Annotated in this window: 11 protein-coding genes; 8 read left to right on the forward strand and 3 right to left on the reverse strand. The window is 69.1% G+C overall.

The window, feature by feature from the left end; translation table 11 throughout:
* The first annotated feature begins 16 nt into the window (after nt 1–16).
* On the forward strand, nt 17–703 hold the full coding sequence (locus ACZ5KP_RS08865; protein ID WP_460922308.1) for a nucleotidyltransferase domain-containing protein: 687 nt from the start codon (nt 17–19) through the stop codon (nt 701–703).
* Nucleotides 696–1,205 carry a hypothetical protein gene (locus ACZ5KP_RS08870; RefSeq protein ID WP_460922306.1) on the forward strand — a complete coding sequence of 170 codons (510 nt, stop codon included), beginning with the start codon at nt 696–698 and terminating at the stop codon, nt 1,203–1,205. The genes ACZ5KP_RS08865 and ACZ5KP_RS08870 overlap by 8 nt, the downstream gene beginning before the upstream one ends.
* Nucleotides 1,206–1,246: 41 nt before the next feature.
* Here the strand turns inward: ACZ5KP_RS08870 and ACZ5KP_RS08875 are convergent, their stop codons facing one another.
* Both ACZ5KP_RS08875 and ACZ5KP_RS08880 read right to left on the reverse strand, forming a co-directional pair.
* The gene (locus ACZ5KP_RS08875; RefSeq protein WP_460922304.1) at nt 1,247–2,152 is read right to left on the reverse strand and encodes a universal stress protein; all 906 of its coding nucleotides are present in this window, start codon (nt 2,150–2,152) and stop codon (nt 1,247–1,249) included.
* 111 nt (nt 2,153–2,263) lie between these two features.
* Nucleotides 2,264–3,616, reverse strand: coding sequence for an eIF2B alpha/beta/delta subunit family protein (locus ACZ5KP_RS08880; RefSeq protein ID WP_460922302.1), 1,353 nt, complete (start codon nt 3,614–3,616; stop codon nt 2,264–2,266).
* 159 nt (nt 3,617–3,775) lie between these two features.
* Between ACZ5KP_RS08880 and ACZ5KP_RS08885 the strand changes: the two genes are divergently transcribed.
* The 4 genes from ACZ5KP_RS08885 (at nt 3,776) to ACZ5KP_RS08900 (ending at nt 9,669) form a co-directional block, all read left to right on the forward strand.
* Entirely contained in the window at nt 3,776–4,270 is a 495-nt protein-coding gene (locus ACZ5KP_RS08885) for a metallophosphoesterase family protein (protein ID WP_460922300.1), read from the forward strand.
* A 600-nt stretch (nt 4,271–4,870) separates the two neighbouring features.
* Nucleotides 4,871–5,692 carry a HesA/MoeB/ThiF family protein gene (locus tag ACZ5KP_RS08890; protein ID WP_460922298.1) on the forward strand — a complete coding sequence of 274 codons (822 nt, stop codon included), beginning with the start codon at nt 4,871–4,873 and terminating at the stop codon, nt 5,690–5,692.
* Nucleotides 5,693–5,767: 75 nt separating this feature from the next.
* On the forward strand, nt 5,768–8,485 hold the full coding sequence (locus tag ACZ5KP_RS08895) for a glycosyl hydrolase (RefSeq protein WP_460922296.1): 2,718 nt from the start codon (nt 5,768–5,770) through the stop codon (nt 8,483–8,485).
* A 218-nt stretch (nt 8,486–8,703) separates the two neighbouring features.
* Nucleotides 8,704–9,669, forward strand: coding sequence for a succinylglutamate desuccinylase/aspartoacylase family protein (locus tag ACZ5KP_RS08900; protein ID WP_460922294.1), 966 nt, complete (start codon nt 8,704–8,706; stop codon nt 9,667–9,669).
* Between the two features lie 51 nt (nt 9,670–9,720).
* On the opposite strand, the gene ACZ5KP_RS08905 is transcribed toward ACZ5KP_RS08900, so the two are convergent.
* Nucleotides 9,721–10,278 (reverse strand): sugar O-acetyltransferase, encoded by a 558-nt coding sequence (locus ACZ5KP_RS08905; RefSeq protein ID WP_460922292.1) that lies wholly within the window; start codon nt 10,276–10,278, stop codon nt 9,721–9,723.
* A 233-nt stretch (nt 10,279–10,511) separates the two neighbouring features.
* Between ACZ5KP_RS08905 and ACZ5KP_RS08910 the strand changes: the two genes are divergently transcribed.
* Nucleotides 10,512–10,931: a PPC domain-containing DNA-binding protein gene (locus ACZ5KP_RS08910; protein WP_460922290.1), complete on the forward strand. Its 420-nt coding sequence runs from the start codon at nt 10,512–10,514 to the stop codon at nt 10,929–10,931.
* 61 nt (nt 10,932–10,992) lie between these two features.
* Entirely contained in the window at nt 10,993–14,709 is a 3,717-nt protein-coding gene (locus ACZ5KP_RS08915) for a DNA polymerase II large subunit (RefSeq protein WP_460922288.1), read from the forward strand.
* Nucleotides 14,710–14,790 lie beyond the last annotated feature (81 nt).

Genomic DNA, 14,790 nt, shown 5'->3' on the forward strand with positions numbered 1-14,790 from the left:
TTCACTAATTAGGACAGTGTCCGATTCAGAGAAACAAGGGATAAGTGTACGCGTTGACGTCTACGGCCGGGACGACGGCCTCTTCCGGTACGAGGCGGCGGACGAGGTGCTTCGCGTGCTGGTCGACACCCACGACGCAGAGTTCGCGATCCCGGAACTGGTCGACGCGACGGGAAAGGCGCGTTCCACCGTCTGGCGAGCGGTCGACCTCCTGGATGACGCGGGCGTGGTTCGGATCCGCGAGACGCCTCAGCGGAACTACGTGCGCGTCGATCCGGAGCGATTGGTGAAAGACGATCCGGTCCTCGCCATCGACCAGCCGGAGTTTCACGATCCGGTACGTGCGTTTCTCGAGGCGGTACAGACGGCGATCGCGGACAGCGACGACGTCCACGACCTGCTCGGCGTGATCGTCTTCGGCAGCGTGGCCCGCGGCGAGGCCGATCGCCGGAGCGACGTCGACCTGTTCGTCGTCGTCGAGGGCAACCGGACGAGCGCCCGCCGGGTCGTGGCGGACGTGACGGAGACGCTCGAGGAGCGACGGTTCGACGGGAACCGGTTCGCGTTCGAGTCCCACGTGGAGACGGCGGCGAGCGCGACCCGTGCCGGGGAGCAACTCGAGGAGATTTTCGAGGACGGTATCGCCATCTACGGCGGCGACCGTCTCGCGTCGCTTCGTGCCGCGGTGCAATCGGATGAGTAGTACGCGCATCGAACAGCGAATCGACGCCGTTCAGGCCGCATTCGACCGGCGCCCGGAAACGATCGAAACGGGATTGGACGTCAGCGACGCGTCGATCTTGCAGCTCCGAAAGGCCTGTCGGCTTCTCGCTGGCGCCACGGAGCTCCGCGATGCGGGCTACTACACGCTCGTCGTCGAGGCGTCGTTCGTCGCGATCGAACGAACGATCGAGTACCGCCTGCTCGAACGTGGTCGGACCAGGCCCGACGACCTTCCGGGGACGCATCCCGGGGTGTATCGCGAAGCAGCACGTCTGGGAATCCTCTCCGACTCCATCGCAGCAGACCTCGCAGACCTGTGGCGGGATCATCGAGCGAAGACGTACTACCGTGACGGACTCGCAACGGCCGACCGTGCTGAGACGACTTTCGAACTTGCTGTCGAGATTCACGCCTTCGTCACTGGCCGATCTGCACGAGGCCACGACTGTGTCTGCGCAGAATCTTCGGGAGAGCGTCTGTAGCGACCCGACGCCGCGAGCGGACGCCAGCTGCGCGTGGGCGACTACTCCTCGCCCTCCCGCATCGGCACGCAGAACACCGGCACGTCGCCCTCGCGCACGACGTGCTCGGTCACGCTGCCGAGGAGGAACCGGTCGAGCCCCGAGCGCCCGTGCGAGCCCATCACGACGAGGTCGATCGGCTCGTCTTCGCAGTACTCGAGGATCGTCGGCGCGGGCGCACCGGCGCCAACCGCACCGACGACATCGACCCCGGCGGCGTCGCCGCGCTGGCGGACGGTCTCGATCGCGTCGTTACCGGCGGTGTTCAGCGCGTCGAGCAGCTGCTGAGATCGTACCGTCGTCGGGTAGGGCGTCGCGTCCGCGGCGAACAGCGCGTGCAGCGGGGCGCCGTAGTGATCGGCGAGGCCGACGGCCCAGCGCGTCGCCTTCGCGGCACCGTCGCTGCCGTCCGTCGGGAGGAGTAGCTCGTCGTAGGGCGTCTGGTCTGCGTCCGGATCGCCGGCGCCCGGCGGAACGACGAGCACCGGCCGGGTACTCGTCCGGAGGACGTTCTCCGCGACGCTACCCAGCAGCACGCGATCCAGTCCGGAGCGTCCTTCGGTGCCGGTGACGACCACGTCGACGCCGTGCTCGTCGGCGTACTCGGAGATCTCCTGGTGTGGCGTGCCGGTACGCACTGCCGTCGTCACGGCGGGCGCTGCCGGGTACTCCGCCGCGAGATCCGCGATCGACGAGACCGCCTCCTCACCGGCCTGAGTGAGCACGTCGTCGGTGTCCGCGTCGGCGAGCGCGGTCCGGGCCACTCGACTCGCCGCTTCGTCGACGACGGCGAGCGTGTGGAGGTCGGCGTCGGTCGTTGCAGCCAGCGCGATGCCGTGCCGAGCCGCGCGCTCGGCGGGCTCGCTTCCGTCGGTCGCGACGAGAACGCTCTCGATCGGAGGCTCCATGCCTGGTCGTTGGGCTGCCGGGCCCTTAGTCGCCGCGTCGGTTCCGGTGAACGGTTCGCGCCTGGGGTACGGCGGTGGACTGCGTCGGGCGCCTCCATCGTAGCGCCCGCCTTACTCGGGCTCCAGTTCTTCGAGCTCCGCGACGACTTCCGAAACGTCCCCAGGCTCCAGCACGCCCCGCTCGGTGACGATCCCGGCGATCGCGTCCGCCGGCGTTACGTCGAAGGTCGGGTTCGCGACGTCGATAGGCGCGTCGCCGTCGTAGACCGCTGCGGGATGGCCGGATTCGAGGTTGACGCCCCCGCTGGTCGTAACCTTGTCCGACGCCCCGACGACGTAGACTGGAATTCCCTCCCGCGCGGCCGCGATCGCTGCGCCGCGGGTGCCCGTCTTGTTGACGACGCTCCCGTCCGGCAGCACCGTGTCAGCACCAACGAGGACGGCGTCGACGCCTGCCGAGGTCAGCCGGTGCGCGATCGCAGCGTCGGTGTGGACAGTGATCGGTGCGTCGATGCGCGCTGCGGTGGCGTTCGGTGCAGTATCCTCTCCACCGCTGCCAGCGAGCGTCTCCGCCACGCCGATTCCCTCCCGCGCCGGACGGGATTCGGCGATCGAGAGTTCGGTGACGGTGTCGGCTTGCAGCACTTCGAGCACCGTCTTCGATCGCGAGAGCGTCAGGACGTGCCAGCCCGAGACGAGACCGGCAGCGCGCATCGCCGCCTCCGCGTCCGCGGCGAGCGCGCGATTGATTCCGGCGATCGCGGCTTGTTCGACGGCCGCCGGCGTGGCGGCCGCGGCATCGTCGGGCTGTCCCTCGCCACCGCCGACGCTGCCGCTCCGTGCCTCCGCGAGCGTCCGATTCACCCGGTTGCGGAGCACCGCCATGCTCGGCCGGGCGGTCCGCAGCTGGTCCGCGAGGTACTCCAGTTCGCCGAGGTCGGTCTCCCCCTCGACGGCGAGCAGCCCCGCCCGGTCCCGGAGGACTTCGAGCGCACGGATCGACAGCGTCGCCGCGCCGTGCTCGTCGTCCGCCGCGACGGACTGAACCGTCGGCGCCACCTGCTGGTAGGTTTCGAACAGTCGCGGGACGGTCTCCCGGCGGAGCAGCTCCGTCGCGGGCACCCACTCGGCGGCCTGGAACTCCGAATCGAGCGCGACCGTCCGGTCGCGCGCGTCGAACAGCATCGGGTGGATCTCGAACGCAGCGTCGTACTCCGGCGCTTCGACGCGGAGGGGCTCGCCCGCGCGGACTAAGTCGAAGTCCTCGAGGCCAGCCTCCTCCCTGACCTCCCGGCGGGCCGCTGCGATCGGGGCTTTGGCCCCCGACTGGATTTCTGCTGCTTCGATCGTCCCGGAGATTCCATCCCACCGCCCGGGGTAGGTCGGGGCGTCGTCACTCCGACTGACGGCGAGTATCTCCCCGTCGTGGCGCACGAACGCCGTCGCGACCGCGACTGCCTCCATGTCCGGCGGGTCGTGGGGTAGCGGCCTATCCCTTTCGACGGCGGCCGGCGAGTGGTCGCCCCGCGACGCTCCCGACGGCGACCCACGCCGCTCGCGCCGTGACGCGACGCGGCGTCGTCGACGGAAACGGCTACGGGCCTCGGCGGTGAACGCCCGCCAATGCCACGGATTGCGATCTGCTCCGATACCCACATACCATCGCGACGGGCCGCCCTCCCGGGGTTCGTCCGCGAGGAACTCGCCGCTGCCGACTGCACCATCCACGCCGGCGACTTCGACAGCCGGGAGAGCTACGAGGCCATCGAGGACCTCGCCGGCGACCTCACCGCCGTCGCCGGGAACACGGACCCACCGATGGGGCTCCCGCGGGTCGCAGTCAGAACCGTCGGCGGCGTGACGTTCGTGGTGACCCACGGCACCGGCTCGAAGGCGAAACCGGACTACCAGGAGCGCGTCGCCGGCATCGTTCGCGAGCAGGATGGGGATGCCGTCGGCGTGTCCGGCCACACGCACGCGGTGATGGACGAAACGGTCGAGGGCATGCGGCTGTTGAACCCCGGCAGCGCGACCGGGGCCGCGCCTGCAGATCGGGCCACGATGTACCGCGCCGAGGTGCTGGATGGGAACCTGAATCTCGAACTAATCGAGGGCTAGGAACCGTCGTCGAGTGCAACGGACGCTCGCCAAGGACCGAGAACCGCTCGGAAGCCCCCTCCCGCTCGACGATCCTGACTCGCTGCGCGCTTCGCTCCCTGCGGTCGCTGCAGTGCTTACTTCGTCAGATATCGTCGAGCGGTCGGCCCCTTCCGGAGCCCCACCCCGTGGATTTTCCACCGATCGCGACACCCCGGTGGACCACGTCGGCGCGCGCTGCGCGATGGCCGCGAGCCCGCTTACGGGCGAGCGGCCACTCGCCGACGTCGTGCGAGGGATGAGCAGCGCAACGAGCGAAGCGACGTGAGCAGCGCAAGAGGTTGGGGAGGATCGAGGTGCGGTGGGTGGGACATCGAAAGGGGCAGGGCGTTCACGGCGCTGCGCGCCGTGAGCTCGGGAGAGCTCCGCTCTCCCGGTGGTCGGCTGTCCCCGGGCGAAGCAAGCACTGGAGCGAGGGAGGAACGACCGAGCGAAGCGCGCAGCGAGCCCCGGGATACCGAGCGTTCTGGGGCTTTCGGGCGTATCCGTTATTCGACTACCACTCCAGATACAGCAGTTCGGTCCCGACTGCTTTTTGCCGTTCCCCACTACGTTCCGCGCATGAGCGAGCTCGACCTCGGGCCGGAGCAGCTCGAACGCTACGCCCGGCACGTGGTCATGGACGACGTCGGGCCCGAGGGGCAGGCCGCCCTCCTCGACGCCTCGATCCTGGTCGTCGGCGCGGGCGGGCTGGGCTGTCCGGCGATCCAGTACCTCGCCGCCGCTGGAATCGGGCGACTCGGGATCGTCGACGACGACGTGGTCGAGCGCTCGAATCTCCAGCGGCAGGTGCTCCACGGCGAGGCCGACCTCGACCGGCCGAAGGTCGAGAGCGCGGCGGAGTCGGTCGCAGCGTTGAACCCGGACGTCACGGTCGAACCCCACGAAACGCGGCTCACTGCCGAGAACGCGCCGGAGCTGATCGCCGACTACGACGTCGTCCTCGATGCCAGCGACAACTTCCCGACGCGGTTTCTGGTCAACGACGCCTGCGTGCTCGCGGAGACGCCGTTCGCCCACGGCGCCGTCTTCCAGTTCGAGGGACAGCTGACGACGATCGCGGCCGGCGGACGCCCGTGCTATCGCTGCCTCTTTCCGGAGGCACCGCCGGCGGGCACCGTTCCGAACTGCGCGACGGCGGGCGTGCTCGGGGTGCTCCCCGGCACCATCGGCGCGATGCAGGCGACGGAGGCGATCAAGCTCCTGCTGGACGTCGGCGAGCCGCTGACGGAGGCCGTGGTCTACTACGACGCGCGGAATCCCGGCACCGAGACCGTCGAGCTGCGACGGCGGCCAGACTGTCCGGTCTGTGGTGAGGACGCGACGATCCAGGCGGTCGGTGACGTGACCTACGAGGGCGGCTGTACGGTCGACGCGGACTGATTCGGGGATCGGCGCTTCTCTACACCCGGAACTTTTTTCCGCCTTTCCGGGGACGTACATCCGTCTCACCGATCCATGTCCGGACCGCTCGACGACCGGCGCGGTGCTCTGCTCACGATCGGCGCCGCACTCTGTCTGCTGGCAGGGGCAGCGATCGCGCTCCCGGCAGCGGGCGTGCTCGCGCCCGGAGATAGCAGCGCGGCTCCGAGCACGCCGGCCGCCGCGTCGTCGACGCCAACCGCCACGAGAGCGGCGCAGTCGACCGTCTCCGTCGCGATCGATCAGGAAGAGCGCGGGAACCTCTTCCTCACGAACCAGACGCCACGCCTCACCCTCCACGCCGACGGCGAAATCGCGTGGCGCGTCGAAGATTACTACGGCAAGGTCGTCGCCAGCGGCACCGAGTCCGTCGACGACCAGACGACGATCGAGCTGCCGATCGACGCGGTCGGTCACTACACGTTCCGGGTGCTCCCCGCCGACGGACCCGCAGAGGGCGACGACGCGGCGGACGACGCGGGCGCTGCCGGACAGGCCAAGGCCCCGACGATCACACGGACTTCGATCGGCGTGCTCCCCGCCGACGGCTTCGAAACCGACGACGAGTTCTACGCGATGTCGACGAAGTTCGGGGCCGGTCGCGACCACGAGATGATGGACACGCTCGAGCAGATCGGCGTCGGAACTGTCCGCGACGAGCACGGCTGGCACGACGTCGAGCAGTCCCCCGGCGAGTACGACTTCTCCGGAGCGACCCGCTCGGAGTTCATGGCGAAACTCGAGGAGCGCGGTTTCGACCGGCTGTTCCTCCTCGTCTACGCGAACCAGCTCTACGCCGACGAGTGGGACGGGATCTTCACGTTCCCGAGCACCGAGGAAGCCAGGCAGGGCTACGCCAACTACACCAAAGCGGTGCTCGAGGAGTACCCCGATCTCGAGCACGTCGAGGTCTGGAACGAGCCCAACATCGAGAGCTTCTCCGTCGGCCCCGCCGGTCAGGATCCGACGGCCTACGCGAACCTCCTCGAGACGACCTACGACGCGGTACAGGAGGTCCGCTCGGACGTCACCGTCGTCGGCGGGAGCACGACCCGGAACTACAGCGCGAGCGGGGTTCCGCCGAACGTCGACTACGGCTACTGGGAGGGGATCTTCGAGTCCGGCGGCGCCGAGCACATGGACGCGATGTCTGTCCACCTCTATCGTAACGAGCCGGCCGGATTCGAGGGCGACCTCGCCCAGCTCCGCGAGCTCACCCGCGAGTACAACGACGGCGAGTCGCTCCCGATCTGGGTGACGGAGCTCGGCTGGGCGACCTCGCCCCACCTCGCGGGTGGCGACGGGGAGTCCACGCAGGCCCGCCACCTCGTCCAGAGCCACGCCCGCCTCCAGGCGGCCGGGATCGAGCGCTACTACTGGTACACCCAGGTCGACACCTACTACAAGGACGACGTCTGGCAGCACGAGGGCGGCAGCGACCAGTTCGGCCTCCTGCGTGGTGCGGGCAATCCGCTGGGTGGCTACACCCCCAAGCCCAGCTATCTCGCCTACGCCACGATGACCCGCCAGCTCGCCGATAGGGAGTTCGAAGCATCCTACTCCGACCCGGTCGAGCGCTACACGTTCGCCGACGGCGAGCAGGAGACGAACGTGCTCTGGAACGAGGCGCGCACCGACGTCACGATCCAGACCGACGAACCGCTCACGCTCACCACGATGACCGGTGCGGAGCAGACGCTCACGCCCGTCGACGGCGAGGTCTATCTCACGGCCGGTCCGGATCCGCTGTACCTCGACGGGGCGATCGACGAGATCGAGGCGGGCGCGCCGGTCGACCTCCAGTCGTCCGTCCAGAGCGGCTCCGCTGCCGGCCAGCTCACCGCGACCTACGAGAACGGCGGCTCCACGGAACGCACGCTCACGCACGACGTCGCTGGCGACTCCGTCTCGCTCACCGCCGAGAGCGGCGCTACCGCGAGTTCGACGATGGCCGTCCCCGACGCGTACGGCGACCAGGCCGCCGTCGCCGTCGACACCGTGCGGATCGACGGGCAGGTCGTCGGGCGGCTGGAGGCGCCCGTCGGCGTCCCGCGAGCGCAGTTCACGGAGCCCGCCTTCGCGACCGGGATGACCGTCGAGACGATCAACGAGGGGCAGTGGAACGGCTACTCCGAGGTCAACGACGTCGGCACCGACCACAGCGCGTTCACGGCGACGAGTCGGAACGGCGTCGCCTGCTACCAGAGCGACGTCGCGGCCGGCCCGACGGGCCACACGCTCTCCGTCGACCTCTCCGACGACCACTTCTCGGGGACCGGGACCGACGCTGCCGTCACCGTCCGCTACTTCGACGACGGCAACGGCTCCTTCGGCATCGAGTACGAGGGCGGCGTCTCCGAAGTCGTGGAACTCGACGGCGACGGCGCCTGGGAGACCCACACGTTCGACCTCTCCGACGCCACGTTCTCCACGGGCAAGAGCGGTCTCACGACGCACGGCGGCCACGACTTCCGCATCTCGCTCAAGGGATCGCTGATCGGCGTGAGCGACGGCGACGTCTGCTTCGAATCGGTGACGATGGGCACCGAGGCCGCTACGTCGATCTCGCCGACCGAGGGTGGCGCTGACGGCAACGGAACTGCTGGCGACGGCGCCGCTGGGAACGCCAGCGACGCCAACGGCACCGACGCGAGCGGCGGCGACGGGCTCCCCGGCTTCGGCGTGCTGGCGGCTGTCGCGGGGGTTCTGGGTGCGGCACTCCTCGCCCGAATCCACCGGCGGCGGTCGTTCTGAGGATCGTCGTGGCCCCGCCCTGCCGTTCCAGGTTGGCGCTCTCGACCGCAGGTCACGAGCTGTCTCCTGGCTCCGGCCCCGATCACGAGCCGTCGCCTCGCTTCGGCCCGGACCGCCAGGGACGTCGCTGGCATCCCCGCGATCGGCCGTCCGGTAGCCGGCGCCTGCTGTCGAAAACGGGCAGAACCACTAATTACACCGACTCCCATGGCTAGACTATGGCCGGCCACCACGCCGAACCCGTCACCCTGGCCCGGCTCCCCGCTGGCACCGAGGTGGCCACCACGATCCACACGTACGAGGGCGCAGGCGACGGACCGACGGTGTACGTCCAGGCCGCCCAGCACGGCCAGGAGATCAACGGCACCGAGGTCTGTCGCCGCCTCGACGACCGGCTCGACCCCGAGGAGCTGTTCGGTCGAGTGATCGTCGTTCCCGTCGCCAACCCGCTCACCTTCGATCGCGTCTCCTACACGACCCCGGAGGCGCTGGACGGCGTCAACCCCAACATGAACCGGGTCTGGCCCGGCGACGCCGAGGGCACGATCCACGAGCGCATGGCCGCGAGGCTCTGGGAGGTTGCCGGCGAGGCCGACGCCATCGTCGACCTCCACACCGGCTCCGTCGAGATGCTGACCCACGCCGTCTTCACGGAAGGCGATCAGCGGGCTCGCGAGCTCGCGATCGCGTTCGGTACCGAGCTCCTCCTCGCGGAGCCCGCCGGCGAGTCCGCCAGCGACGAGTGGCACGAGCGCAGCTTCGACGGCAAGCTCCGGGTGGCGGCCGCAAACGAGGGGATCCCGGCGATCACGCCCGAGCTCGCCCACAACAAGCAGCTCGTCGAGGACGCCATCGACGTCGGCGTCCGGGGCGTGCTCGGCGTCCTCCGGGAGATGGACGCGCTCCGCGGCCAGCGGATCTCCGGCGAGGAGCCCACGATCGCCCGGAACCACCTCGGTCGCGTGACCGCGAACCACTCCGGCCTGTTCCGGATCACCGCCGACGTCGAACTCGGCCAGCGCGTTCCCGAGGGGCACCAGCTCGGGACCGTCTACCAGCCGACGACCTACGAGCCGCTGGAGTCCGTCGAAACCGACCGCGCGGGCGTGCTCTACGCGCTCACCCGGGAGGCAACGGTCACCGCGGGCGATCGGCTCGCGAGCGTCGCGATCGACGCCGAGTGACGCGTCAGGATCCCCGTTTCGCCGGGCGTTGTGCCGATCACACCGCTCTCCTCACTCGATCTCTTTCACGACCTCGGCGGGGTTCCCCTGCACGACGACCCGCTCGGGGACGTCCTTCGTGACGACTGCACCGGAGCCGATCACCGCGCCGTCGCCGACGGACACGCCGGGGTTGATCACGGCCTGCCCACCGATCCAGACGTCGTCGCCGACCGTCACCGGATCACCAGACTCCAGCCCGTCGCCGCGGGTCTCCGGATCGATGGGGTGCGTGGCGGTGTAGACGTGGACACCCGGTCCGAGCAGGCAGCCGTCGCCAAATTCGATCCGGCACACGTCCAGGAACACGCAGTCGAAGTTCGCGTAGAAGTCGTCGCCGAGGTGAATGTTGTAGCCGTAGTCACACCGGAACGGCGGCTCGACCCACGGCGACGTGCCGGCCGACCCCACCAGCTCGACGAGCAGCTCGCGCCGGCGGTCGTCCTCGTTCGGATCGCTGTCGTTGAGCCGTTTGGTCAGCTCGCTGGCGTGCTGGCGCTCGGCCGCGAGTTCGGGATCGCTGGCGTCGTAGCGCTCGCCTGCGAGCATCTTCTCCTTCTCGCTTGGCATACCCGATGGCGGGTGCGACGGGGAAACAGCCTTTCGGGGGTGCCGGTACCTGACTGTGACCGGACCGCTCTCGCTCAGGACTCGACCACTGCGCACCCGAGGGCTGCACCACCGATTCGCAAGAGAGCGACGCGGTGGACAGGGGGGAGCGAGCGGGGTCTTCGGGGCCGCCACCCATCCCAAGCCGTCCGCGAAGTCAACACTAAAGGAGTCGGCCGCCGTCTGGCTCGCACATGGACTACCGGGCCGTCGAGACGACCGCGGAGTACGTCGCCCGGATGGAGACGGGCGCGGACTGGCGCGCAGAGATCGAGGCGCTCGCCGAGGACGTCGACGCCGACGCGGGCTGGTTCACCGGGCTCGGCTCCGTCTCGGACGCCGAGGTCTGGTTCTACGACCAGGAGACGAAGGAGTACGAACCGGTCTCCTTCGACGAACCGCTGGAAGTCGCGGCGTGCGTGGGCAACGTCTCGCTGCTGGAGGGGGATCGGTTCGCCCACACCCACGCGGTGCTCTCGCGGCCGGACGGCACTGCGCTCGCGGGCCACATCGACGCCGCGACGGTGTTCGCCGGCGAGATCCACTTCCGGGCGTTCGCGGAACCGCTCGAACGAGACCACCACGAGCCGACCGATCTGGACCTGTGGCTGTGACGAGCGATCGCCGAGCGTCGCCTCGAACCGCGTCGCCGGGAGCGCCAGCGAGGTGGCACGAGTGAGACCCGAGGACGAGGCGTACTTCGACGAGATCGAGACGGAGCTCGACCGGGCAATCGAGCTCGCCGAAGAAGCGAAGTCCCGCGGCGAAGATCCGCGGCCGGAGGTCGAGATCCCGACGGCGCGGGACATGGCCGACCGCGTCGAGAACATTCTCGGCATCGAGGGCGTCGCCGAGCGCGTCCGCGAACTCGAGGAGGAGTTCAGCCGCGAGGAGGCCGCCCTCGAACTCGTCGAGGATTTCGTCGAGGGACGGGTCGGCAGCTACGAGTCCGACGCCGGCAAGATCGAGGGCGCGGTCCGCACCGCGGTCGCGCTGCTCACGGAGGGCGTCGTCGCCGCGCCGATCGAGGGGATCGACCGCGTCGAGATCCAGCAAAACGACGACGGCACCGAGTACGTCACCGTCGCCTACGCCGGCCCGATCCGCTCCGCGGGCGGGACCGCCCAGGCACTGTCGGTGCTCGTCGCAGACTACGCCCGCAGCCTGCTCGACGTCGGCGCGTTCCAGCCACGCGACGACGAGATCGAGCGCTACGCCGAGGAGATCGAGCTCTACTCGAACGAAACCGGGCTCCAGTACACGCCCAAGGACAAGGAGTCGAAGTTCATCACGAAACACTGCCCCGTCATGCTCGACGGCGAGGCCACCAGCGACGAGGAGGTCTCGGGGTTCCGGGATCTCGAGCGCATCGACACCAACGCCGCCCGCGGCGGGATGTGTCTCGTGCTCGCGGAGGGGATCGCGCTCAAAGCCCCGAAGATCCAGCGCTACACCCGGGACCTCGACGAGGTCGAGTGGCCCTGGCTCCAGGATCTCATCGACGGCACGATCGGGGACGACAGCGGCGACGACGCGGACGAAGCGGCCGACGACGGCACGTCAGAGGCAACGAACGACGACGCCGAGCGTGCCGAAGAGGACAGCGCCGACGAGCCCGCCGGACCGCCCCGCGTCGATCCCAACGGCAAGTTCCTCCGTGACCTCATCGCCGGTCGCCCTGTGTTCGGCCACCCCAGTGAGTCCGGGGGCTTCCGGCTGCGCTACGGGCGGAGCCGGAACCTCGGCGACGCGACCGCGGGCGTCCACCCCGCGACGATGCGCCTCGTCGACGACTTCCTCGCGCCGGGCACCCAGATCAAGACCGAACTGCCCGGCAAGGCCGCGGGCGTCGTCCCCGTCGACTCCATCGAGGGGCCGACAGTCCGCCTCGCCAACGGCGACGTCCGCCGGATCGCCGACGACGCGGAGGCCAAGGAGGTCCGCAACGGCGTCGAGGCGATCCTCGACCTCGGCGAGTACCTCGTGAACTACGGCGAGTTCGTCGAGAACAATCATCCGCTCGCGCCCGCCGCGTACGCGACGGAGTGGTGGATCCAGGACCTCGAGGCCGCGGGCGTCGACGTGCAAGCCCTCCAGGACGATCCCGCCGTCGACCTCGCGGACCCGGGGCCCGAGACCGCGATCGAGTGGGCGGTCGAACACGACGCGCCGCTCCACCCCGACTACACATACGTCTGGCACGACGTTTCCGTCGAGGACGCCGACCGACTCGCCGCAGCGATCGAGGCCGGCGACGTCGAGGGCGCCAGCTCGGGGGCCGGCGGTGCAGTGGCCGACGGCGGTGAGCCGAGCGAGGCCCCGTCGAGCGAAGCGAGGCGGGGCTCGGAAGGCGAGCGACGCGAGTCTTCCGGTGCGAGGCGAACCTCGTCGGAGTTCCGCTCCGACGGCGGCACCGCGACGACGTCGCCCGCCGAGGACGCCGGGGAGCCTACCGCCGAACTCGTCCTGGAGTCAGATTCCGACGGCGACGTCGCGCGGACGCTGGAGACGCTGCTCGTTCCCCACCGCCAGCGCGAAGATCGGATATTCGTCCCGACGTGGCGACCGCTCGCCCGCTCGCTGGGCCTCGACGCGGATCGCGAGCGGGACTGGGAGCTCGACGACCTCCCGGCGGAGGCTCGGGAGTGGGAGAACGCCGTGAAGGCCGTCAACGCCGTCGCCCCCTTCGAGATCCGCGAGAAGGCTCCGACCCGCGTCGGCTGTCGAATGGGCCGTCCCGAGAAATCGGAGGACCGCGAGCTCTCGCCGGCGGTCCACACCCTGTTCCCGATCGGCGACGCCGGCGGCGACCAGCGCGACGTCGGCGCGGCGACCCACCACGCGGACTCCCTCTCGGAGACGCCCGGCGAGATCTCCGTCGAGATCGGCGTCCGGCGGTGTGACGACTGCGACCTCGAGACGCACAAATCGCGCTGTCCGGACTGCGGCGAGCATATCGAACCCCACTACACCTGCCCGGACTGCGAAATGGTGCTCGAACCCGACGACGCAGGCCGGGTGCAGTGCGATCGTTGCGAGGTCGAGGGCTCCGCCGTCGAGGAGCGCCGGATCGACGTCGGCGAGGCCTACCACGACGCGATGAACGCGGTCGGCGAGCGCGAGCACGCCTTCGACATGCTCAAAGGCGTCAAGGGGCTCACCTCCAGCCTTAAGACGCCCGAACCCATCGAGAAGGGGGTCCTGCGGGCCAAACACGACGTCTCCGCGTTCAAGGACGGCACCGTTCGCTACGACATGACGGACCTCCCCGTCACGTCGGTCAAGCCAGCCGAACTCGACGTCTCCGTCGACCAGTTCCGCGAACTCGGCTACGAGGAAGACGTCGACGGCGAGCCGCTCACGCACGAGGATCAGGTGGTCGAGCTGAAAGTGCAGGACGTGATCCTCTCCGAGGGCGGGGCAGAGCACATGCTCAAAACCGCCGACTTCGTCGACGACCTTCTCGAGTCCTACTACGGGCTCGACCCCTACTACGAGCTCGAGGACAACGACGACCTCGTCGGCGAACTGGTCTTCGGGATGGCGCCCCACACGTCCGCGGCGGTCGTCGGCCGAGTTATTGGATTTACGAACGTAGCTGGAGGGTACGCGCATCCGTACTTTCATGCAGCGAAGCGCCGGAATTGCGATGGGGACGAAGATTGTGTGATGTTATTGTTGGATGGTCTGTTGAATTTCAGCAAGACCTACCTCCCCGACCAGCGCGGCGGCCGAATGGACGCCCCGCTCGTGATGTCCTCCCGGATCGATCCCCAGGAGATCGACGACGAGGCCCACAACGTCGACGTCGTCGACCAGTACCCCCGCGAGTTCTACGAGGCCACCCGCGAGCAGGCCGATCCCGAGGACGTCGACATCGAGATCGTCGAGGACACGCTCGGCACCGACGCGGAGTACTCCGGCTTCGGGTTCACCCACGAGACCACCGACATCGCCGCCGGGCCGGACCTCTCGGCGTACAAGACCCTCGACTCGATGATGGACAAGATGAACGCCCAGCTCGAGCTCGCCCGCACGCTCCGGGCAGTCGACGAGACCGACGTCGCCGAGCGGGTCATTGAGTACCACTTCCTTCCGGATCTGATCGGCAACCTCCGGGCCTTCTCCCGGCAGGAGGTCCGGTGTCTCGACTGCGGGCAAAAGTTCCGCCGCGCACCACTCTCCCGGGACTGTCGGGAGTGTGGTGGCGACATCACGCTCACCGTCCACGAGGGCTCGGTGAACAAGTACATGGAGACCGCCATGGAGGTCGCCGAGGAGTACGGCGCCCGGAACTACACCAAGCAGCGTCTGGAGGTCCTCGAGAAGTCGATCGACCGGGTGTTCGAGAACGACAAGAACAAGGCGAGCAGTCTAGACGACTTCATGTGAACCTTTTTCCGGAGCGCGGGCGCTCTCAGCGCCCGCGCTCCGCAAAAACGTTCATGAAAAAGGCCAGCCTGCAGCCACTGC

The organism is Salinarchaeum chitinilyticum, assembly GCF_055390775.1.

Coding starts and splice junctions, on each gene's coding strand:
- ACZ5KP_RS08870 (WP_460922306.1), top strand. CDS start 696: ATGAGTAGTACGCGCATCGAACAGCGAATCGACGCCGTTCAGGCCGCA.
- ACZ5KP_RS08875 (WP_460922304.1), bottom strand. CDS start 2,152: ATGGAGCCTCCGATCGAGAGCGTTCTCGTCGCGACCGACGGAAGCGAG.
- ACZ5KP_RS08880 (WP_460922302.1), bottom strand. CDS start 3,616: ATGGAGGCAGTCGCGGTCGCGACGGCGTTCGTGCGCCACGACGGGGAG.
- ACZ5KP_RS08885 (WP_460922300.1), top strand. CDS start 3,776: ATGCCACGGATTGCGATCTGCTCCGATACCCACATACCATCGCGACGG.
- ACZ5KP_RS08890 (WP_460922298.1), top strand. CDS start 4,871: ATGAGCGAGCTCGACCTCGGGCCGGAGCAGCTCGAACGCTACGCCCGG.
- ACZ5KP_RS08895 (WP_460922296.1), top strand. CDS start 5,768: ATGTCCGGACCGCTCGACGACCGGCGCGGTGCTCTGCTCACGATCGGC.
- ACZ5KP_RS08900 (WP_460922294.1), top strand. CDS start 8,704: ATGGCCGGCCACCACGCCGAACCCGTCACCCTGGCCCGGCTCCCCGCT.
- ACZ5KP_RS08905 (WP_460922292.1), bottom strand. CDS start 10,278: ATGCCAAGCGAGAAGGAGAAGATGCTCGCAGGCGAGCGCTACGACGCC.
- ACZ5KP_RS08910 (WP_460922290.1), top strand. CDS start 10,512: ATGGACTACCGGGCCGTCGAGACGACCGCGGAGTACGTCGCCCGGATG.